This is a genomic window from Actinoplanes sp. NPDC024001 (assembly GCF_040638955.1).
Lineage (GTDB): Bacteria > Actinomycetota > Actinomycetes > Mycobacteriales > Micromonosporaceae > Actinoplanes.
Window position 1 is genome coordinate 50,153 of the sequence record NZ_JBEZZB010000015.1, and the last position, 19,680, is coordinate 69,832.

14 protein-coding genes are annotated in these 19,680 nt (G+C 72.0%); 5 read left to right on the forward strand and 9 right to left on the reverse strand.

All coding sequences use genetic code 11. The features are described 5' to 3' along the window. Positions 1-31: 31 nt before the first annotated feature. The 5 genes from AB0F81_RS08510 to pdhA all read right to left on the reverse strand — a co-directional run bounded on the left by AB0F81_RS08510 (position 32) and on the right by pdhA (position 8,418). Entirely contained in the window at positions 32-3,379 is a 3,348-nt protein-coding gene (locus tag AB0F81_RS08510; RefSeq protein ID WP_360193050.1) for a hypothetical protein, read from the reverse strand. A 1,150-nt stretch (positions 3,380-4,529) separates the two neighbouring features. Then, on the reverse strand, positions 4,530-4,670 hold the full coding sequence (locus tag AB0F81_RS08515) for a hypothetical protein (RefSeq protein ID WP_360193053.1): 141 nt from the start codon (positions 4,668-4,670) through the stop codon (positions 4,530-4,532). 198 nt (positions 4,671-4,868) lie between these two features. Then, positions 4,869-6,287, reverse strand: coding sequence for a dihydrolipoamide acetyltransferase family protein (locus tag AB0F81_RS08520; protein WP_360193056.1), 1,419 nt, complete (start codon positions 6,285-6,287; stop codon positions 4,869-4,871). 5 nt (positions 6,288-6,292) lie between these two features. Beyond that, the gene (locus tag AB0F81_RS08525; protein WP_360193160.1) at positions 6,293-7,282 is read right to left on the reverse strand and encodes an alpha-ketoacid dehydrogenase subunit beta; all 990 of its coding nucleotides are present in this window, start codon (positions 7,280-7,282) and stop codon (positions 6,293-6,295) included. Beyond that, positions 7,279-8,418 (reverse strand): pyruvate dehydrogenase (acetyl-transferring) E1 component subunit alpha, encoded by a 1,140-nt coding sequence (gene pdhA / locus AB0F81_RS08530; protein ID WP_360193059.1) that lies wholly within the window; start codon positions 8,416-8,418, stop codon positions 7,279-7,281. The genes AB0F81_RS08525 and pdhA overlap by 4 nt, the downstream gene beginning before the upstream one ends. 411 nt (positions 8,419-8,829) lie before the next feature. Between pdhA and AB0F81_RS08535 the strand changes: the two genes are divergently transcribed. Further along, a complete protein-coding gene (locus AB0F81_RS08535) occupies positions 8,830-9,891 on the forward strand; it encodes a hypothetical protein (RefSeq protein ID WP_360193062.1) in 1,062 nt (353 codons plus the stop codon). A gap of 3 nt (positions 9,892-9,894) precedes the next feature. Here the strand turns inward: AB0F81_RS08535 and AB0F81_RS08540 are convergent, their stop codons facing one another. Genes AB0F81_RS08540 through AB0F81_RS08550 form a run of 3 tightly spaced genes read right to left on the reverse strand, consistent with a single transcriptional unit; the run spans position 9,895 to position 14,444 of the window. Then, a complete protein-coding gene (locus tag AB0F81_RS08540) occupies positions 9,895-11,097 on the reverse strand; it encodes a hypothetical protein (RefSeq protein ID WP_360193065.1) in 1,203 nt (400 codons plus the stop codon). A 33-nt stretch (positions 11,098-11,130) separates the two neighbouring features. Continuing rightward, positions 11,131-12,810 carry a GTPase gene (locus AB0F81_RS08545; protein WP_360193068.1) on the reverse strand — a complete coding sequence of 560 codons (1,680 nt, stop codon included), beginning with the start codon at positions 12,808-12,810 and terminating at the stop codon, positions 11,131-11,133. Continuing rightward, positions 12,807-14,444 (reverse strand): GTPase domain-containing protein, encoded by a 1,638-nt coding sequence (locus tag AB0F81_RS08550; RefSeq protein ID WP_360193071.1) that lies wholly within the window; start codon positions 14,442-14,444, stop codon positions 12,807-12,809. The genes AB0F81_RS08545 and AB0F81_RS08550 overlap by 4 nt, the downstream gene beginning before the upstream one ends. A 493-nt stretch (positions 14,445-14,937) precedes the next feature. Here AB0F81_RS08550 and dnaK point away from each other — a divergent pair, with 493 nt between their 5' ends. The 4 genes from dnaK (at position 14,938) to AB0F81_RS08570 (ending at position 19,147) form a co-directional block, all read left to right on the forward strand. Next, on the forward strand, positions 14,938-16,794 hold the full coding sequence (gene dnaK / locus AB0F81_RS08555; RefSeq protein WP_360193073.1) for a molecular chaperone DnaK: 1,857 nt from the start codon (positions 14,938-14,940) through the stop codon (positions 16,792-16,794). After that, a complete protein-coding gene (grpE, locus tag AB0F81_RS08560) occupies positions 16,791-17,405 on the forward strand; it encodes a nucleotide exchange factor GrpE (RefSeq protein ID WP_360193076.1) in 615 nt (204 codons plus the stop codon). Before dnaK ends, grpE begins: the two co-directional genes overlap by 4 nt. Before the next feature lie 79 nt (positions 17,406-17,484). Then, complete coding sequence (dnaJ, locus tag AB0F81_RS08565; RefSeq protein WP_360193079.1) at positions 17,485-18,681, forward strand: molecular chaperone DnaJ; 1,197 nt, start codon at positions 17,485-17,487, stop codon at positions 18,679-18,681. A gap of 22 nt (positions 18,682-18,703) precedes the next feature. Beyond that, a complete protein-coding gene (locus AB0F81_RS08570) occupies positions 18,704-19,147 on the forward strand; it encodes a MerR family transcriptional regulator (RefSeq protein WP_360193082.1) in 444 nt (147 codons plus the stop codon). A 70-nt stretch (positions 19,148-19,217) separates the two neighbouring features. Here the strand turns inward: AB0F81_RS08570 and AB0F81_RS08575 are convergent, their stop codons facing one another. Continuing rightward, positions 19,218-19,664, reverse strand: coding sequence for a hypothetical protein (locus tag AB0F81_RS08575; protein WP_360193085.1), 447 nt, complete (start codon positions 19,662-19,664; stop codon positions 19,218-19,220). Between the last annotated feature and the right edge of the window lie 16 nt (positions 19,665-19,680).

The following is a 19,680-nucleotide window of genomic DNA, read 5'->3' on the forward strand; positions in this document are numbered from 1 at the left end:
CCCGCTCGTGCGGGACCGGGGTCGGGGTTGGTCAGGCGTTCGGCTTCAGACAGAGAACCTGGGTGCCGTCGCCCTTCGGGACGACGATGTAGGGCTGGGCCGGGTCGGCGCACTGCTCCTTCGCCGGGACGATCGACACCACCTTGAAGGTGCCGGACTCGGAGCACTTCGCCACCACCGGGGTGTCGCCGTCCCGCTTGACGCAGTCGTTCTGCGCGACCTTGAACTCGTCGTCGCCGGAGATCAGCCAGGTCAGGCCGAAGACCAGCGCGAGCAGCAGGCCGGCGCCGAGCACGACGGCGAGGGTGACCGGCACGGTACGCACGTGCACCTTCGCCGGCTTGGCCGGGTCGGCGGACTCGCTCGCCTTGAACTGGTCGAACTTGCCCTGGTCGTCGGCCGGGCCGGGCCAGCTCGTGGTGTCCTCCGGGCCCGGCGGGGTCACGGTGGCACGGGCTGCCGGGCTCTCCGGGAACGGGTTCGGGCTCTCCGGGAACGGGTTGCTGCCCATCCGCGGATCCGGCTCGCCGGGCATCGGCGGCAGGGCGGGGGCCGGAACGTACGGCGAGCCGCCGCGGCCGGAAACGTCCGTGGTGTGCTCGTTGTACTGGTCCGGCCCGTTGAAGTCCGGGTAGGGCGGGCCGGCCGGCGGCCCCGGCTGCGCCGGCGATCCGAACGGCGGCGCACCGGCGCCACCGGGAATCTGCGGCGAACCCGGCATCGAGTAGGGACCCGGAGCGCCGGGCGTCTCCGGCGGGCTCACGCGGGCGCTGGCCGACGCGCGGGCGGTGGCCCGGGCGGGTGACTGCGGTGCCACGCCGGGGGCGTCCGACGCCGGGACGGCCCCGAAGGCGGCAGTGCCACCCGGTCCGCCCGCACCATCCGCACCGCCTGCGCCGCCGAAGCCTGGGGTGCTGCCCGCAGCGCCTGCGCTGCCGAAGCCCGGGGTGCCGCCCGGTCCGCCGAAGCCGGCGTTGCCGCCCGGTCCGTCTGCGCCGCCGAAGCCCGATCCGTCTGGGCCGCCGAAACCTGCGCCCGGCTCCTCGCCGGGCCGCGGCCCGAAGGGGTTCGTCTCGTCCGGGCGCGGGCCGAACGGGTTGGTCTCATCCGACCGGCCCCCGAAGGGATTGGCCTCATCCGGCCGCGACCCGAAGGGGTTGTTCTCCTCCGCGCGCGGGGCGTAAGGGCTGCCTTCCTCCTCGCGCTGCGGTGCCGGGACCCCGTAGGTGCCGCCGGGACGCGCGGCGTCCTCCGGCTTACCCGCGGCCGACCCGTATGGGGAACCCTGCTGGTCGTTCTCCCGCCGGGCCGGCGGGAACGGGATGCCGGTCAGGCCCCCGTGGCCGGGCTTGTCGTCATCCGGCCGCCCCGGGAAGCCGGCGCTGCCGCGCTCGTCGTCGCGCTGTGGGCCAGCCGGGTAGCCACCGTCGCGCTGGGCCGCGCCCGGGAAGCCGCCCTCGCTCTGAGGTGCGCCGGGGAAGCCACCGTCGCGCTGGGCCGCGCCCGGGAAGCTACCCTCGCTCTGGCCTGCACCCGGGAAGCCGCCATCGCGCTGGGCAGCTTCAGCGAAGCCGCCTTCGCGCTGCGATGCGTCGGGGAAGCCACCTTCGCGATGGGCAGCTCCAGGGAAGCCGCCTTCGCGCTGCGATGCGCCGGGGAAGCCACCCTCGTTATCGGTGCCGCCAGGAAAGCCGCCCTCACGCTGGGAGGCTGCGGCGAAGCCGCCGGAGTTGCTCTGCGAACCCGCCGGGAACCCGCCGGACGGGTCACGCTGCGAGTCCGCGGGGAAACCGCCGGGGGTCTCGCGCTGCTGGGCTGCGGCGAAACCGCCGGACGAAGCCGGGAACCCGCCGGACGGGTCGCGCTGCGACTCGGCGGGGAAACCACCGGAGGCGTCACGCTGCGGCACCGCGGCGAAGCCGCTGGGAGCACCCTGCGAGCCCGCCGGGAAGCTGCCGGACGGGTCACGCTGCGAATCCGCCGGGAATCCGCGCTGCGGAGACGCCGCGAAGCCACCGGAAGGACCCTCGGAACGGCTCGGAAGCTCGTCCGCGGGCTCGTCGTCGTCGGGCGCGGCCGGGCGGCCGTAGACCCGGGCCTGCGGCGCGGCTGCAGGCGGCGGCATCTCGGTGGCGTCGGGCGGCGTCACGCGGACACCCGGCACCGACGCGCTGGCCGTCACCGGACGAGCCGAACCCATCGCGGGCCGCTCGGACGGGTCACGCGGCTGCGGCACCGCGCCGCCGGAAGTCGGAGCGGGCTCGGGGACGCTACCGCCGCTGCTCAGCGCCGCACCCGGCACACGCTGCGGGAAGCCCGAGCTACCGGCCGGCGGCTCATCCGCCTCGCTGGCCGCGGACGCGCCGAAACGCTCAGCGGACGCGCCGAAGCGCTCACCCTGCCCACCGAAGCGCTCACCCGGCTGCCCGGGACGATCAGCGGACGGCCCGGAAGCCGACTGCGCGGAATGTTCGAAAGCCTGGCCGGAGCGGTCGAACGGCTCGCCGGAACCGGACTGCCCGGGCTGACCGAAAGCCTGGCCGGAGCGGTCGAACGACTCGCCGGAACCCGGCTGCCCAGGCTGGCCGAAAGCCTGCCCAGAGCGGTCGAACGACTCGCCCGAATCCGACTGCCCAGGCCGATCGAAGTCCTGGCCCGCGCCGGGCCGGTCAAAAGGCTGCCCGGATGCCGGCTGAGCGGGACGGTCAAAAGGCTGCGCGGACGCCGGCTGAGCCGGACGGTCGAAGGACTGACCCGATGCCTGCCCCGAGCGGCCGAACGGCTGCGCGGACGCCGGCTGGGCCGGGCGGTCGAAGGGCTGCCCGGAGGCCGCGCCGAACGGCTGCTGGCTGCGCACCGGCAGGTCCAGACCGGGCGATGCCGCGCCGGGGTCGACTGTCGGGCCAGCTGGGGCGCGCAGCGGGAAACCGCCGCTGTCGCCGCGGCGCGACGGGAACGTGTCGGGCGTCTGGCCGGTCTCGGAGGAGCGGGCGTTCTGCTCGAGCCAGCTGTTCTGCGCCGGGCCGCCGGTGAGGCTGCCCTCGGCGCCGCGGGTCGGGGCGTCCGGAAGGTCGGAGAGCGACGCGCCGGGAACACGAACCGGCTGGTCGCCGAAGGCGGAGAAACCGGGCGTGCGGCTCGCACCGAACTCGTCCACCGGCGTGGTGGCACCGGGCGTGCGGGTCGGCAGACCACTCGGGCCGGTGTTGGCGGCCGGCGCTGAGTCGGGCCGGGCGAACGGGTTGTCCGGCGCACCCGCCGGCGAAGACTGAGTAGCCGGCGACGGGACCGCGGCCTGCGCGCCGCGGCCGGGCGGCGGGAAGCTTGCGGGACCGAACGGGCTCCCGGCGGCAGCGCCCTGACCAGCCGGTGCGGGCACGGCGGACTCCTGCGGAGCCCACGGCGACTGCGCCGCCTGACCGTTCTGCCCGTTGGCCGAGTCGGCACCGAACGGCGAAGCCGAGCCGGAAGCAGGCGCGGCGCCGTAAGAAGCACCGGAAGCAGGCACAGCACCGAAAGAGGAGCCGGAGGCGGGCGCGGCGCCGTAGGACGAGCCGGAAGCAGGCGCGGCACCGAAAGAAGAGCCGGAGGCGGGCGCAGCACCGAAAGACGAGCCCGAATCGGGCGCGGCACCGAAAGACGAGCCGGAAGCAGGCGTGGCACCGGCAGCGGCGCCGAAGGACGAACCGGAGGCAGGCGCGGCACCGTAAGACGAACCGGAAGCAGGCGCGGAGCCGGAGGACGGGCCGGAACCAGGAACAGTCGCGGCACCGAACGGCGCGGCAGACCCGGACACTGAGGCCGCACCCGAGACCGACGCGGAACCCGACGCCGGCGCGGCGCCGTATGACGAGCCGGCACCCGACCCGTACGGCGAGGCGCCACCCGCGTTACCGGGAGACACCGACCCGTACGGCGAGGCTTCCTCGGCCTGCGGCACCCGAGCCGAACCGTACGAAGTACCGGTGGCGGGACCGGCACCGAAGGTGGAGACGGCCGGGACGACGAACGGCGAGCCGCCGTTCGGAGTCGCCTGCGGCGGCGGCCCGTACGAGTGGGGGAATTCCTCGCCGGGAGCAGGGGCCGAGATCCGGCCCGGAACTCGCTGACCGTCACCGTCGGGCGTGAAGTTGCCCGACGTGGGTCCGCCCGACGTGGCCTCGGCCGGCTGACCGGCGTGCTGCCCCTCGGACGTCATACGCGCCTCCTCATCGATGCGGCCGTGCCAGCTTTGCACGGACGCGACCCCACCGGCGACTTTCCGCCGAAGGGCCGTGCCAGCTTTCAGGCCTGGCCGTGCTGGGCCCCGTCGGGGAGTGGGGGCCCTGGTCACCCGCCCCGACCGGCCGTGCCGGTTTGGGAACCGTGCCCAACCGTACCGGGCGGGCGCGGCAGCCGGAATCCCGGTGTACGCCACGGAGGGACGAGTGCCCGATCTTCAGGAGTGGTATTTGACACGAAACGGCCCGCCCGGGTGATCCGGGCGGGCCGTTCGTCGTTACCTATGCGCCTGAGCGGCAAATATCGCCTCAGAACGGCATTCGCCGCTGGGCGAAGATTGCGATTTCGTCGCGCAACGCCTGCGTGGGCGCCGCCTGCCAGGCCTTGTTGATGGCCCGGTTCTCACGGCTGACCATCCGACGCCGGCGGATCCGATCGATCATGCTCATGACAGTGCCTTCCCCCCGGCTCGTTGCCGGTCCGACTCGACGAGCGTCGCCGGCCCGCTTGTGGCGGTCACCCTCGGCGCACGTCCCGCTGTTGATCCAAGTATGCGCTTCTGGATAGCCACTAAACAAATTATCCGGGGGTGAGCTGGGTCATCTGCCTAAGGATCGAAGGTCAGCCGCCGATTAGGCCGAATGACCCTAGGTCCAGGAGAGCATCGCCGCCTCCGGGTCCTCCAGGAACGTGCCGATGTCACGCAGGAACTTCGAGCCCAGCTCGCCATCGATGATCCGGTGGTCGAAGGAAAGCCCCAGCGTGGTCACCTGCCGGGCCTTGATCTTGCCCTTGTGCACCCACGGCGTCGGCCGGATCGCACCGAACGCGAGGATCGCCGACTCACCCGGCGGCAGGATCGGCGTGCCGGTGTCCACCCCGAAGACGCCGACGTTGGTGATCGACAGGGTGCCGCCGGCCATGTCGGCGGGCGGGGTCTTGCCCGACTTCGCGGTGCGGACCAGCGCGTTCAGCGCCTCAGCCAGCTCGCGCAGGGTGAGCCGGCCGGCGTCCTTGATGTTCGGGACGATCAGCCCGCGCTCGGTCGCGGCCGCGATGCCGAGGTTCACGTACTCCTTGACGACGATCTCGTTGGTCGCCCCGGACCACGCCGAGTTGACCATCGGGTGCCGCTGCACCGCGAGCAGCACGGCCTTCGCCACCAGCAGCAGCGGGGAGACCCGCAGCTCGGCGAACTCGGGACGGGCCTTCAGCTTGTCGAGCGCCTTCATCGAACGGGTGACGTCGACCGTGAGGAACTCGGTGACGTGCGGCGCGGTGAACGCCGACGCGACCATGTTCTCCGCGGTCAGCTTCCGCACGCCCTTGACCGGGATGCGCTGCTCCCGCGAGGCGTCGAAGACCGCGGTGGGCGCGGCGGGCACGACCGCCGCCGGCTTGGCTGCGCCTTCGGCGGCCTGGTGTACGTCCTCGCGCGTCACCGAACCCAGCGGCCCGGTCCCGTTGATCGTGGCGAGGTCGACGCCGAGGTCCCGGGCCAGCTTGCGCACGGGTGGCTTGGCCAGCACCGGACCGGTCCGCACGGCCGGGGCCGGTGCGACGGGCGCCGGCGACACGGGTGCCGGTGCGGTGAGAGCCGTCGCCCCGGCCGCAGGCACGGGCGGAGTGGTTGCGGTCGGGGAGGTGGCGGGCGTACCGATGCGGGGTCGCCGTTTGGCGCTGGTGGTCCGCGGGCCGTAACCGACGAGCACGGCCGTGCGCCCACCCGGGGCCGGGCCTCCGATGAGGCCGGCCTCGGCCTCGTCGGTGGCCGGCGCCGAGGAGGCGGCCGGAGACTCCGCCGGTGCCGGGCCGGCGCCGGGGTCGGTGTCGATCGAGATGATCGGCTTGCCGACCTCGACCACCGTGCCGGCCTCGTGGAAGATCCGGGTGACGACGCCGGCCCACTTCGCGGGGATCTCGACGGCCGCCTTCGCGGTCTCCACCTCGACGATCGGCTGGTTCAGCTCGATCGTGTCGCCGACCTTGACCAGCCAGGCCAGGATCTCGCCCTCGGTCAGTCCCTCACCGAGGTCGGGCAGGTTGAACTCCTTGATCCGCGACATCGGCGTCACCAGCCGAACGCGCGGTCGACGGCGTCCAGCACCCGGTCCAGGTCGGGCAGGTACTCCTCCTCCAGGCGCGCCGCCGGGTACGGCGTGTCATAGCCGGTCACCCGCAGCACCGGCGCCTCGAGTGAGTAGAAGCACTCCTCGGTGATCCGGGCGGCGAGCTCGGCGCCGAGGCCGATGTTGCCGGGCGCCTCGTGGACGACGACCGCGCGGCCGGTCCGCTTGACCGACTCGAAGATCACCGGATAGTCGACCGGCGACAGCGTGCGCAGGTCGATGACCTCCAGGTTGCGGCCGTCCTCGGCCGCGGCGGCGGCCGCGTCCAGCGCGACCCGGACCATCGGACCGTACGCCAGCAGCGTCGCGTCCGTGCCCGCCCGGGCCACCCGGGCCGCGTGCAGCGGGAACGCCTTCGTGAGGTCCCCGCCGAGGTCGACCTCGCCCTTCTCCCAGTAACGCCGCTTCGGCTCGAAGAAGACGACCGGGTCGTCGGAGAGGATCGCCTGCTGGATCATCGAGTACGCGTCGGCGGGGTTCGCGCAGGTCACGACCTTGAGGCCGGGGGTGTGCGCGAAGTATGCCTCGGGGGACTCGGAGTGGTGCTCGACCGCGCCGATGCCGCCGCCGTAGGGGATCCGGATGACGATCGGCAGCCGCACCTTGCCCTTGGAGCGGTAGTGCATCTTCGCCACCTGGGCGACGATCTGGTTGTACGCCGGGAAGACGAACCCGTCGAACTGGATCTCGCAGACCGGCCGGTATCCGCGGATGGCCAGGCCGACCGCGGTGCCGATGATGCCGGCCTCGGCGAGCGGGGTGTCGATGACCCGGTCCTCGCCGAAGTCCTTCTGCAGGCCGTCGGTGATCCGGAAGACGCCGCCGAGCTTGCCGACGTCCTCGCCCATGATGACGACCTTGGAGTCGTTCTCCAGGGCCCGGCGCAGGCCGTGGTTGAGGGCCTTGCCCAGGGTGATGGTCTCGGTCATCAGTGCCCACTCCCCTCGAACGAAGCCTGGTACTCGGCGAACGCGGCGCGCTGCGCGTCGATCTCCGGCGATCCGTTCGGATAGACGTGGTCGAAGAGTGCGACCGGTTCGGGATCAGGCATCGCCAGCACCCGTTCCCGCAGGTCGAGGGCCTGCTTCTGGGCGGTCGCGTCGACCTCGTCGAAGAAGTCGCCGGTGGCGATCTGCTGCTTGCCGAGGAAGGCCTTGAGCCGGCTGATCGGGTCCTTCGCCTTCCACGACTCGACCTCGCTGGCGATCCGGTAGCGGGTCGGGTCGTCCGAGCTGGTGTGCGCACCCATCCGGTAGGTGTACGCCTCGATCAGGGTCGGGCCCTGGCCGTTGCGGGCGTTGTCCAGCGCCGCGCGGGTCACCGCGTAGGTGGCCAGCACGTCGTTGCCGTCGACCCGGATGCCGGGGAAGCCGTAGCCACCCGCGCGCTGGTAGAGCGGGACGCGGGTCTGGCGCTCCAGCGGCTCGGAGATCGCGTACTGGTTGTTCTGACAGAAGAAGACGATCGGGGCGTTGAAGACACCGGACCAGACGAACGACTCGTTGACCTCGCCCTGGCTGGTCGCGCCGTCACCGAAGTACGCGATCACGGCCTCGCCGTCGGGCGAACCGGTCTTGCCGTCCATCGTGACGCCCATCGCGTAGCCGGTCGCGTGCAGCGTCTGCGAGCCGATCACGATGGTGTAGGTGTTGAACTTGAACTCGTTCGGATCCCAGCCGCCCTGGTCGACGCCGCGGAACAGGCCGAACGGCATGATCGGGTCGATGCCGCGGCAGTAGAGAACACCGTGCTCGCGGTAGGTCGGGAACGCCATGTCCTGCGGGCGCAGCGCGCGCCCGGAACCGACCTGTGCGGCCTCCTGCCCGAGCAGGCTGGCCCAGATGCCCAGCTCGCCCTGCCGCTGCAGGGCGACCGCCTCGGCGTCGAGCCGGCGCACCGTCACCAGGTCCCGGTAGAGACCCCGGTACTCCTCGTCGGTGAAGTCGACGGAGTACGTCGTCCCGTCAGCGGTGGTGACGCTGTCGACGCGTTCCCCGTCGGGGGTCAGCAGTTGGACGAAGCCGCCGGCCGGGACATCGCTGCCGGCAGTGCTCTCGCCTTTCGCCATCCGTGTCTCCTGATTCATCTATTCGCCCGCGTCGGGTGTCTCCCGGCCGCGCGGCTGAACCGCGGGGGTCACCGCGCCTGACCCGGGTGGGGGTTGCCGCGCGGCTTGCTCCGACAGGTGCCGTGCCCCTGCCGGGACGGCCCGCCGTGGCCCCGCTTGGTGGCGGAAGGCGACGGCGGCGGTGCCGTCGATCCCATCCTGACAGAGGGAGTGACCGCGATTACATACTGCGTGGATCACGAAAACAGATTTCTCTTGACGCATCGTTAAGGGTATTTGTCCGCTTTGGCGGTTTTTGTGCGCGCCCGGTGGTACGAATGGCCCCCGGGCACCGCTGCCGAATCGCCCATGCGTCGTTCATCTCTTCGACCGAGACGGATCCGAGTTGACCTTTCGCTGGAGGGATTCCGCGTGCCGCACCTGCCTGACGACGACGGTCTCGTGCCGCCACTCAAGGTGCTCCGCAAGCGGCTGAACGGGGTCTACCGCGAGGATCTCGGCTTCTCCGGGCCGACCCGTCGCTACGTGCTCATGGTCGTCCTGCTGGTGGGCTTGGCCTCGGTGCCCACGCTTGCCGTGATCACCGCCGGCTCCAACGAGATCTCCGGCGGGGACCGTCCCGGTGCGCTGGACGCGCCGTTCCTGCCGCCGCCGGTCGCCGGGCCGGTCCGGCCGTCGCCGACGGTTTCCCCGGCGCCCGCCGATACCGCGGATTCGTCCGAAAAAGATCATTCAAAGCGGCGGGTGGATCGCGATCAGAAGGTGATCGAGCCGGAGCGGTGGGAGCGCCGTCGTGATGATGCCGATGCCGTTTCTGAGCCGCCGAAACGGTTAAAACGGACAAAGGCGAAATTGGCCGCGGCTGCGGTTCCTCGGCGCCGTGCCGTGCACGATCGTCCCGTCGCGCCTGAGCGCCCGGTTGTCTCTGATCTGCCGAAGGTGCCCGATCTCCCGGTCGTGCCGGAGGACACCGACGTCTCCCGGCCGAAGCCGCCGGCCGACTTCCCGACTCTCCCCGACCTGCCCGAGGTGCCGTCCGAACAGGACGAACACCCGCGATCACGGCATGACACCCCGGCACCGGACGAGCCGCACCCCGCACGGCGTCGTCCCTGCGAGGACGCCGCGGTTCCGGAGCCCGGGTCCCGGCGCCGGGCCGAGCGCACCGCCCCGGTCGCTCCGCCCGCCGACGGCCCGCCGCGCTCCACTGTCCACAACTCATCCAGCCGGAGGTCAGCGGTGACCGAACGCCCACAGAACATCCGAGCCGCCCGCATCCTCGAACGCAGCTACGCCGGAGGGGGCGGCAACGTGCGCCGCTCGATGATCCCGCAGCGCACCGACGAGCACCGCAACCGGCCGTACCGCGGGGTGCACCGGGCCGAGGAGTGGGAGCCGGGCTGGCAGCGCAGCACCCGCGTCGGGCGGCACCACGCCGATCCGCACGACGAGCACCGGGCCAATCACCGCTGACGGTCACTCGTCGCGGTTGGCCTCCAGCCAGGCGTCGATCGCGGCGGTGTCGCTCGGGTCGACACCCTCGGCGATGAGCTGCGCCACCGCGGCCGTCGCCGGGCTGCGCCGCTCGCCGGTGGTGTAGAGCCGGGCGAACTCCGGGATCAGCTCCTCCATCGCGGTTTCGGTCTCGGTGACCGCCGCCGCGGGCAGCCCGCGCTTGCGGGTCGAGAACGCCGACCAGGCCCGCACCACCCGGGGCAGCATCGCCGCGTCGTCCATGTCCAGCACCGCGCGGCGGTGCACCCAGTCCAGCAGGAACAGCTCGGCGACCGTCGGGCTCCAGCGCAGCAGGTCGGCTCCGGGCAGGGTGGCCGCGTGATCCAGCAGCAGGCTCACACAGAAGTCCAGCGACGCGTTGTCGACCGGCGGCACCGTGGACCCGGTCAGGCCGAACCGGGCCGCCTCCGGTGAGCCGAGGAAGTCCCGGGTCAGGTCGGTGGCCTGCGGGCCACCGGGCTCGGCGAGCGGCGGGGTGGTCGGCGCCGGCAGCAGCGACAGGCGAGCGCCGGCCAGTGCCCGGTCGGTGGCCAGCGAGCCGTCCGCGGGCAGCTCGCTGAGCTCGTCGGTGACCTGCAGATAGCGGTCCACCTCGTCGCGCAGCCGGCCCGGGTCCTCGGTGCGGAACCAGATCAGCTCGTCGCCCGCGCAGATCGACCGCACCTGCTGCAGCAGAATGCCGGCCGACCCGGCCACGAAGACGTCCTTCGTGATGCCGATGTTGTGGTCGACCAGCGCCACCACCGCGTGCTCCGGGCCGCCGTCCACAGTGTCCTCGTACGCGAAGGTGGCGAGGTAGGAGGTCTGGTCGCCGTACACGTCGCCATAGGCATAACAGCCGGTGGGCCGGACCCGCCCCAGCTGGGTGACCCAGGACGGCGCGTGCGCGTCGTGCCCCACCTCGGTGGCGCCGTCGGCGTCCGGCACCAGGGCGGCGAAGACCTCGCGGATGGTGGTCGCCTCGGGCGTGTCCCGCTGGTCGGTCGCGGTCAGGAAGCGGCCGACGAAGTCGCGGACCGCCTCGGCGCGGTCGTCGGACGCGACCGAGTAGACGCTGCCGAGCAGGGCGGCGCCGAGCATCTCGGCGTCCATGGCGCAGCCCAGCTTGGTGACGTCGCGGGCCGCGTGCAGCACTGCCTCGTACGCGGTCGGGGTTGCCGGCATGCCGCGAGCGTACGCCCGCGGCATGCCCCCGACCTACTCCGCGCGCACGACGCCCAGTGCTTCCCTCGCCTGGGCGTACGCGTTCAGCACCTCACGGACCGGCGAGACCACGTAGGTCCGTCCCACCTCGGTGACGGCCGCCCGCAGACGCTGCTCGGCGCGCCGCCGGGCCCGCCGGGAACCCGCCGCGATGAGCGGTTTCAGCAGCAGCCACAGCAGCAGCCCGGCCAGCAGCCCGCCGAGAAGCAGAACCGTCGGCAGCGCGACCGTGCCGACCTCCGGATAGTCGATCTCGGGCAGCCCGAGGGCACGCAGCGCGTACCCCACGATCAGCCCGGCCAGGCCGGCTCCGGCGGTGGCGAGGAAGAGCCACTGCAGCAGCCCGACCGCCCGCCACCAGATCGGCGTGCGCTCCATGCCCAGATCGGTCTTGGCGACCGCCCGGTCCAGAGCGTCGGGCAGATCGGCCGACCGCGACCGCGCGGCCGTGTTGATCGCCGGCGACCAGATCTCCGGCAGCGGCGCCGCGGCGCGCGTGGCGACCGCCCGGACGGTGAGGCCCACGGCGGACTTCTGCGCGGCGTCGGCGGCCGGCACCGAGGTCCGCGGGACGATGTCGGTGGAGACGGCGTCGGTCTGGGGCGCCTCACCCAGGTGCAGCCGGCGCAGCGGGTCCGGCCGCAGCCGGCGCAGACCCCGGACGAGCGGCCAGCCGGTCGCGGCCGCGGCCCGGTGCCGGTAGGCGGCCGCGGTGGCGTCGGCGACCGCGGGCACCCCGGCGGAGGCCGCCAGCGAGTCGGCCAGCTGCCGCACGGTGCTGCGGTCCACCTCGTCCTCGGCGGCCGGTGGCCCGATCATGGCGGCCAGTTCCTCGCTGACCGTCTCCAGGTCGGCGGCGAGCCGCAGCAGCGCTGCCTGCCGGTCGGCGACCGTCTTCTCCAGCGCCTCCCGCAGGTCCTTGAGCATGCCCGGCTGTTTCGCCGAGCTGGCCAGCACCGGCGTGCCGCCCAGCCCGTCCTCGTCGAGCAGCCGGGTCAGGTCGCCCAGGACCACCTCGGTGTCGCCGGGGCTGAGCCGGTCGGCCTGGTTCAGCACCACGATGGTCACCCCGGCGTGCGCGCTGAACTGCGACAGGTACGCCTGGTGCAGGATCCGGTCGCCGTACTTCTGCGGGTCGACCACCCAGACGATCTGGTCGACCAGGCCGAGCAGCCGGTCCACCTCCAGCCGGTGGGTGCGTTCCACCGAGTCGAAGTCGGGCAGGTCGAGCAGGACCAGCCCGCGCAGCGCGGCCTCGTCGTCGCCGTCCAGGGCGCTCTCCCGGACGAACCGTTGCCGGGGCAGCACACCCACCCAGTCCAGCAGCCGGTTCGCCGGCTCCAGCGGGCCCCACACGCAGGCGTGCGCGGTGCCGGTGGTCGGCCGGCGCACGCCGACCTGGGACAGCTTGAACCGGGCCAGCGCGTTGAACAGGCTGGACTTGCCACTGCCGGTGCTGCCGGCGAGCGCCACCACGGTGTGGTCCAGGGAGAGCGCGAGCCGGTTGCCCGCGCGTTCCACCAGGGTGTGCGCCGCGACCAGTTCACCGTCCGGCAGGTACGGACCGGCCACCCGCAGGAACCGGGACAGCGCGTCCAGCCTCCGTGCCAGGTCCTCGGCGTCCACCCGGTCGCGATCAGCGATGTCGGACACGACCTTTTCCACCAGACTCATGACCCCGATCCGGTCAACGCGAGTTCCTTCCGAGCTTCCTCCACCTCGACCGCGGCCTGGCGCAGCAGCGTGCCGGGCTCCACCTCGAGGCGCACGGCCGCGGTCCGCTCGGTGTATCGCGCGGCCTCGACCTGCAGCAACTCTTCCACCCGGGTCAGCAGCTCGGTCCGGGCCCGGGTGGCGAGCGTCCGGATCGCCTGGTCGCCGAAGACGGCCTCCAGCACCTTCTGGGCGGCGACCGCGCTGCCGGCGCCGGCGGCGACCTCCAGGCCGGTCGGGATGAACGCGGTGGTGGTGAACACCGCGATCATCACCGCGAGGCCGGCGCCGTTCACCGCGTACGCCGCGCCGCGGGCGACCGTGCGCTTGTCGGCGGCCTCCCGGCGGACCAGGTCGAGCACCCACTGCTGCCAGTCGCGGACCAGCCGGTCGGCGCGCTGCGGCAGGTCGGCGGAGGCCCGCTGCAGCTCGGGCACGAGCAGGCCGGCCCCGGCCGGGTGTGCCTGCCAGGCCGAGTAGGCCTGCTCGGCGGCGTCCGCGGCGACCCCGCGCAGCAGCGTGACCAGCTGGGACTCCATCGCGATCTGCAGGTTGCGGCCGGGGGCCGGACGACCGGTCACCGCGGCTATCAGCCGGTCGCGCAGGTGTCCCACCCTCGACTCGAGACTGCGCAGGAAGTCGCCGGTGCCGATGAACTCCTGCCAGCGGGCCAGCACCTCACCGCGGAGCAGGCGGCCGTCCTGCAAACCCTCCTCGGTGGTCCGGCGCGCGTTCCGGTACGCCGCCTCGACCCGCTCGTCCAGGTGCTGTGCCGTCCGGGTCTGCTCGTCGGCCGCGTCGGCCAGCCCGGTGAGGGCGGGCGCGAGGGCGCCGAGCGCGCCGTCCAGGGTCTGCCGCACCACCGTGGCGCGGGCGTTGGCGTCCACCGCCAGCTTGGCGAACCACAGCCGCATCGGGCCGACCGCCGAGTCCGGCAGCAGCCCGCGCTCGTCCAGCTCGGTCTCGGGCAGCACGAACAGCGGCGCCGCGCCGAGGTCGTGTGCGGTGAGCATCTCGCCCAGGTGCGCGGAGACCTCGGCGGCCGCGTCGACCGGCACCCGGTCGAGCACCAGCGCGATCACGGTGCCGCGCAGCCGGGCGGTCTTCAGCAGCTCCCAGGGGACCGCGTCGGCGTACCGCGCGGCGGTGGTGACGAAGAGCCAGAGGTCGGCCGCGGCCAGCAGCTGGGCCGCCAGCTTGCGGTTGTGGTCCACCACCGAGTCGACGTCGGGCGCGTCGAGCAGGGCCAGGCCGGGACCGATGGTCGGGGCCGGCACCACCTGCAGCGCGTTCGGATCGGTGCTGGGCTCGCCGGTCCGGGTGAGGCCGGGCAGCAGGCCACCTCGGCCGAACCAGCCCACGTCGTCCGGATGGGTGACCAGCACCGGGGAGCGGGTGGTCGGCCGGAGCACGCCGGCGCTGCTCACCGGGGCCTGGACCAGGCTGTTGACCAGGGTCGACTTGCCCGCACCGGTCGAGCCGCCGACCACCACGAGCAGGGGTGCGTCGAGCCGGGCGAGGCGGGGCAGCAGATAGTCGTCGACCTGGGCGCGCAGGGCTGTGCCGACCCGCCGGGCCTCCTCCGCCGAGGGCATGACCAAGGGGTACGAGACAGCGCCGAGTGCCGACCGCAGGCCGCTGAGGGCCGCTGCGAGCCGGCTGACGGCGGGCGGGGGCTCCACCGGTTCGGTGCCGTTTCCGTTGTTCACCGGACGCGTCCGTCCCGTCCCCGTACGCTCTGATGGGCCACTCGCGGCCACACTGACCTGGTCTTTCTCATCCGATACGGCGGGGACGGCGGAAAGGGCCGACGGACCAACCGCGTCTCCTTGCGTCATCGCGGTTTTTCCTTCGGTTTTCCGCTGCGGGACAGCCCAGTCACGGGTAAAGCGTGCACGATCTATGCATCCAGGACAACGGGTCCTGGTATGCCGTGACCTGACAGGTATGTAGGTGATTTCCGCACCACCTGTCTCAAGCGCTGGCTTGCGCCTCATCGACTCAACTTCGATTTGACGGCTGGCGTCGCCGTGGCATCATTGAGTCTGTTCCACTCAACCCTGTATCCAGCTTTAAGCGAGGACCACCATGGCACGTGCGGTCGGCATCGACCTCGGCACCACGAACTCCTGCGTCACCGTTCTGGAAGGAGGCGAGCCCACCGTCATCGCCAACGCGGAGGGCGCCCGGACGACGCCGTCGATCGTCGCCTTCGCCCGCAACGGCGAGGTGCTCGTCGGTGAGGTCGCCAAGCGTCAGGCGGTGACGAACCCCGACCGGACCATCCGTTCGGTGAAGCGTGAGATCGGCACCAACTGGTCGATGGACATCGACGGCAAGAAGTACACCCCGCAGGAGATCTCCGCGCGGGTGCTGATGAAGCTGAAGCGCGACTCCGAGGCCTACCTGGGCGAGACGATCACCGACGCGGTGATCACCGTCCCGGCCTACTTCAACGACGCGCAGCGCCAGGCCACCAAGGAAGCCGGCGAGATCGCCGGTCTGAACGTCCTGCGGATCGTGAACGAGCCGACCGCGGCCGCTCTCGCCTACGGCCTGGACAAGGGTTCCAAGGAGCAGACCGTCCTGGTCTTCGACCTCGGTGGCGGCACCTTCGACGTCTCCCTGCTGGAGCTGGGCGACGGCGTCATCGAGGTGAAGTCGACCTCCGGTGACAACCACCTGGGCGGCGACGACTGGGACCAGCGGATCATCGACCACCTGGTCAAGACCTTCCGCGGCGAGCACGGCATCGACCTCTCGCAGGACAAGATGGCCCTCCAGCGTCTGCGCGAGGCGGCCGAGAAGGCGAAGATCGAGCTCTCCGCCGCCACCACCACCAGCATCAACCTGCCCTACATCACGGCCGGGGCGAACGGCCCGCTGCACCTGGACACCTCGCTGTCCCGGGCCGAGTTCCAGCGCATGACGCAGGACCTGCTGGACCGCTGCAAGGGCCCGTTCGAGTCCGCGATCAAGGACGCCGACGTCAAGCTCTCCGACATCGACCACGTCATCCTGGTCGGCGGCTCGACCCGGATGCCGGCGGTGACCGAGCTGGTGAAGAGCCTGACCGGCCGCGACCCGAACAAGGGCGTCAACCCGGACGAGGTCGTCGCCGTCGGCGCCGCCCTCCAGGCCGGCGTGCTCAAGGGCGAGGTCAAGGACGTCCTGCTGCTCGATGTCACCCCGCTGTCGCTGGGCATCGAGACCAAGGGCGGCATCATGCACAAGCTGGTGGAGCGCAACACCACCATCCCGGCGCACCGCTCCGAGGTCTACACCACGGCCGACGACAACCAGCCCTCCGTGCTGATCCAGGTCTACCAGGGTGAGCGCGAGATGGCGGCGTACAACAAGAAGCTCGGCACCTTCGAGCTCAGCGGCATCGCGCCGGCCCCCCGCGGCGTGCCGCAGATCGAGGTCTCCTTCGACATCGACGCGAACGGCATCGTGCACGTGTCCGCCAAGGACCTGGGCACGGGCAAGGAGCAGAAGATGACGATCACCGGCGGCTCCGCGCTGCCGAAGGAAGACATCGAGCGCATGATGCGCGACGCCCAGGACCACGCGGACGACGACAAGAAGCGCCGCGAGGACGCGGAGACCCGCAACCTGGCCGAGCAGCTGCAGTGGCAGACCGAGAAGTTCCTGGCGGAGAGCGGCGACAAGCTCCCCGAGGACAGCAAGAACAAGATCAGCGAGGCGCTCGGCGAGCTGCGTGGCGCGCTCGGCGGCACCGACATCGAGAAGATCAAGTCGGCGCACGAGCGGCTGTCCCAGGTCTCCCAGGAGGCCGGCTCGCTGCTCTACTCGCAGGGTGGCGAGACGCCGCAGGCCGCTCCGGGCGGCGCCGGCGCCCCGGGTGACGCGCCCGGTGCCGGTCCGGCTGCGGGTGGCGACGACGTGGTCGACGCCGAGATCGTGGAGGACGACAAGAAGTGAGTGCCAGGGACGACGAGAACGACGGTCCGGCGACCGAGCGGGAAGTCATCCAGGGCGAGATCGATACGACGGCCGAGGAGACTCCCGCCGAGGAGAAGCCGGCGAAGCCGGCGGGTGCGCACCGCGCCCCCGAGGAGGAGGACGAGACTGCGGTGTCCGAGGAGAAGCCCGGTCTCGGTGCCGAGCTGGCGGCGCTGCGGGGCGAGCTCGACGAGCGGACGCACGACCTGCAGCGCGTGACCGCTGAGTATGCGAACTACCGCAAGCGGGTGGACCGCGATCGTGGTGCGGCCGCCGAGCAGACCACCGGCGCGGTGCTCACCGCGCTGCTGCCGGTGCTCGACGACATCGACCGGGCCCGCGAGCACGGCGATCTGGTCGGGCCGTTCGCCTCGGTGGCGGAGCAGCTCACCGCGGCGACCGGCAAGCTCGGACTGGTCGCGTTCGGCGAGAAGGGCGACCCCTTCGACCCGAACCGCCACGAGGCGGTCGCGCACCAGACGTCCGCCGACGTCACGGAACCGACCTGCGTCGAGGTGATGCGCCGGGGCTACACGCTGGGCGAGCGGTTGCTGCGCCCGGCGATGGTCGCGGTGGCCGATCCGGAGTGAAGCACTTGTGCCCCGCCCGCCGGTTCGCCGGTGGGCGGGGCCTCACCCGACCAGTCGAGTCGAGGAGGAGGTGGACTGAATGAGCTCGAAGGACTGGCTCGAGAAGGACTTCTACGCCGTGCTCGGCGTACCCAAGTCCGCCTCACCCGACGAGATCAAGAAGGCTTACCGGAAGCTCGCCCGGGATCTGCATCCCGACCGCAACCCTGGCAACAAGGAGGCGGAGGAGAAGTTCAAGGCGGCGTCCGAGGCCTACGACGTGCTCGCCGACGACAAGAAGCGCAAAGAGTATGACGAGATGCGCTCCCTGTTCGGCTCGGGCGCGTTCCGCCGGGGTGCCCGCACCGGCGGCGGCGGTGGCGCCCAGTTCGACCCGTCGGACCTGTTCGGAGGCTTCTCCGGTGCGGGTGCCGCGGGTGCCGACCGCCGCTTCGGCGGCAGCGGCTTCTCCGACATCTTCAGCTCGATCTTCTCCGGCGGCGGCGCCGGGGGAGCCGGCCCGGCGCGGCGTGGCCCGCAGCGTGGCCGGGACGTCGAGACCGAGGTGACGCTGGACTTCGCCCAGGCGGTCCGCGGCACGACGCTGCCGCTGACCCTGCGCACTCCGGGCGCCTGTGACACCTGCCGGGGCTCGGGTGCCAAACCCGGCACCACGCCGCGGTCCTGTCCGAAGTGTCACGGGACCGGGCTGATCTCCAGCAACCAGGGCTCGTTCAGCTTCTCCGAGCCGTGCCGGGACTGCCAGGGCTCGGGCAGCATCGTGGACGAGAAGTGCCCGGAGTGCCGGGGTTCGGGCGGGGTCACCAAGACCCGCACGATCAACGTGCGCTTCCCGGCCGGCGTGGCCGACGGCCAGCGGATCAGGCTCAGCGGCCGGGGCGAGCCGGGCGATCGTGGCGGCCCGGCCGGCGACCTCTATGTGCAGGTCAAGGTGCGGCCCGACGATCTGTTCGGGCGCAGCGGCGACGACCTGACGCTGACCGTCCCGATCACGGTCGCCGAGGCCGTGCTCGGCACCGATCTGCGGGTTCCCACCCTGGACAGCCCGGTCACCCTGCGGGTGCCACCGGGCACCCCGAGCGGCCGCAAGCTGCGCGCCCGGGGCAAGGGTGTGGTCCGCAAGGAGGCGCAGGCGGGTGACCTGATCGTCACCGTGGAGGTTCAGATCCCGGCCGGCGTCACCGGCGAGGCCCGGGACGCGTTGGAGAAGTTCGCGAAGCTCACCCCGCCGCCGGCGCGGGAGCGGCTCGACGCACGTCTGCGCCGAGCCGGTTAGGACCCCTTTCGGGAGGTGGCACATGTATGAAGAGATCAGCATCTCGACGGAACAGGCCTCCGACGCGAAGGTCCTGATCATCTCGGTGGCCGCCCGGCTCGCCGGGATGCACCCGCAGACCCTCCGGCAGTACGACCGGCTCGGACTGGTGCAACCTGGCCGGGCCGGCGGTGGCGGCCGGCGTTACAGCGAGCGGGATGTCGCGCTGCTCCGTGAGGTGCAGCGGCTCAGCCAGGAGGACGGCGTCAACCTGGCCGGCATCAAGCGCATCATCGGCCTGGAACAGCTCGTCGGCGACCTGCAGCAGCGGGTGGCCGAGCTGGAGCAGCAGCTCGACGAGGCTTACGCGCGGATCGCGCAGCTGGAGGCGATGAGCAGTCCGTACTCCGGGCGGGACCTGGTGCGCCAGGAGACCCACTCGACGGCGCTCGTGGTGTGGCGGCCGCGCCGCTCGGCGGACAGATGAATAACGGCGGCCCCCTCTCGGGAGGGGCCGCCGTTACAACTTGTAGTGATCAGATGGATACCCAGCGTGGTCAGCGTCGGTTGAACAGACCGAGCCGCCGCGGGTGGCGGACCAGGCCGCCCTCCATCCAGTCGTGGTGATCGAACAGTTCGGGCCGGGTCATCAGGACGCGACAGTTGTGCGCCCAGATCTGCATCGGCTCGTCGCCGACCTCCTCGGCGCGCTCCACGAACTTCTTCAGCCGGCGCTTGCGCTGGCCGCTCGCGTTCTGTCGCACGCCGTCGGCGGCGTAGATGTACATGCAGTGCTGCGCGAATCGCCGCGCCGGGCACTGCCGGTCCATGGCCAGCTCGAACAGGGTCGGGCCCAGGACATCGCCCGCGATCAACAGGTCCCAGTCCTTCGGCATGCTGCTCAGGGGGACCGAATCGGGGTTGTATGCCCAGGACTGCAGCTCATCCGGCCGGGGATCCACGGGATTGCCGAATCCGAGGAATGTCGCTTCTCGCACGCTCACGCCGCCGCCTCACTCA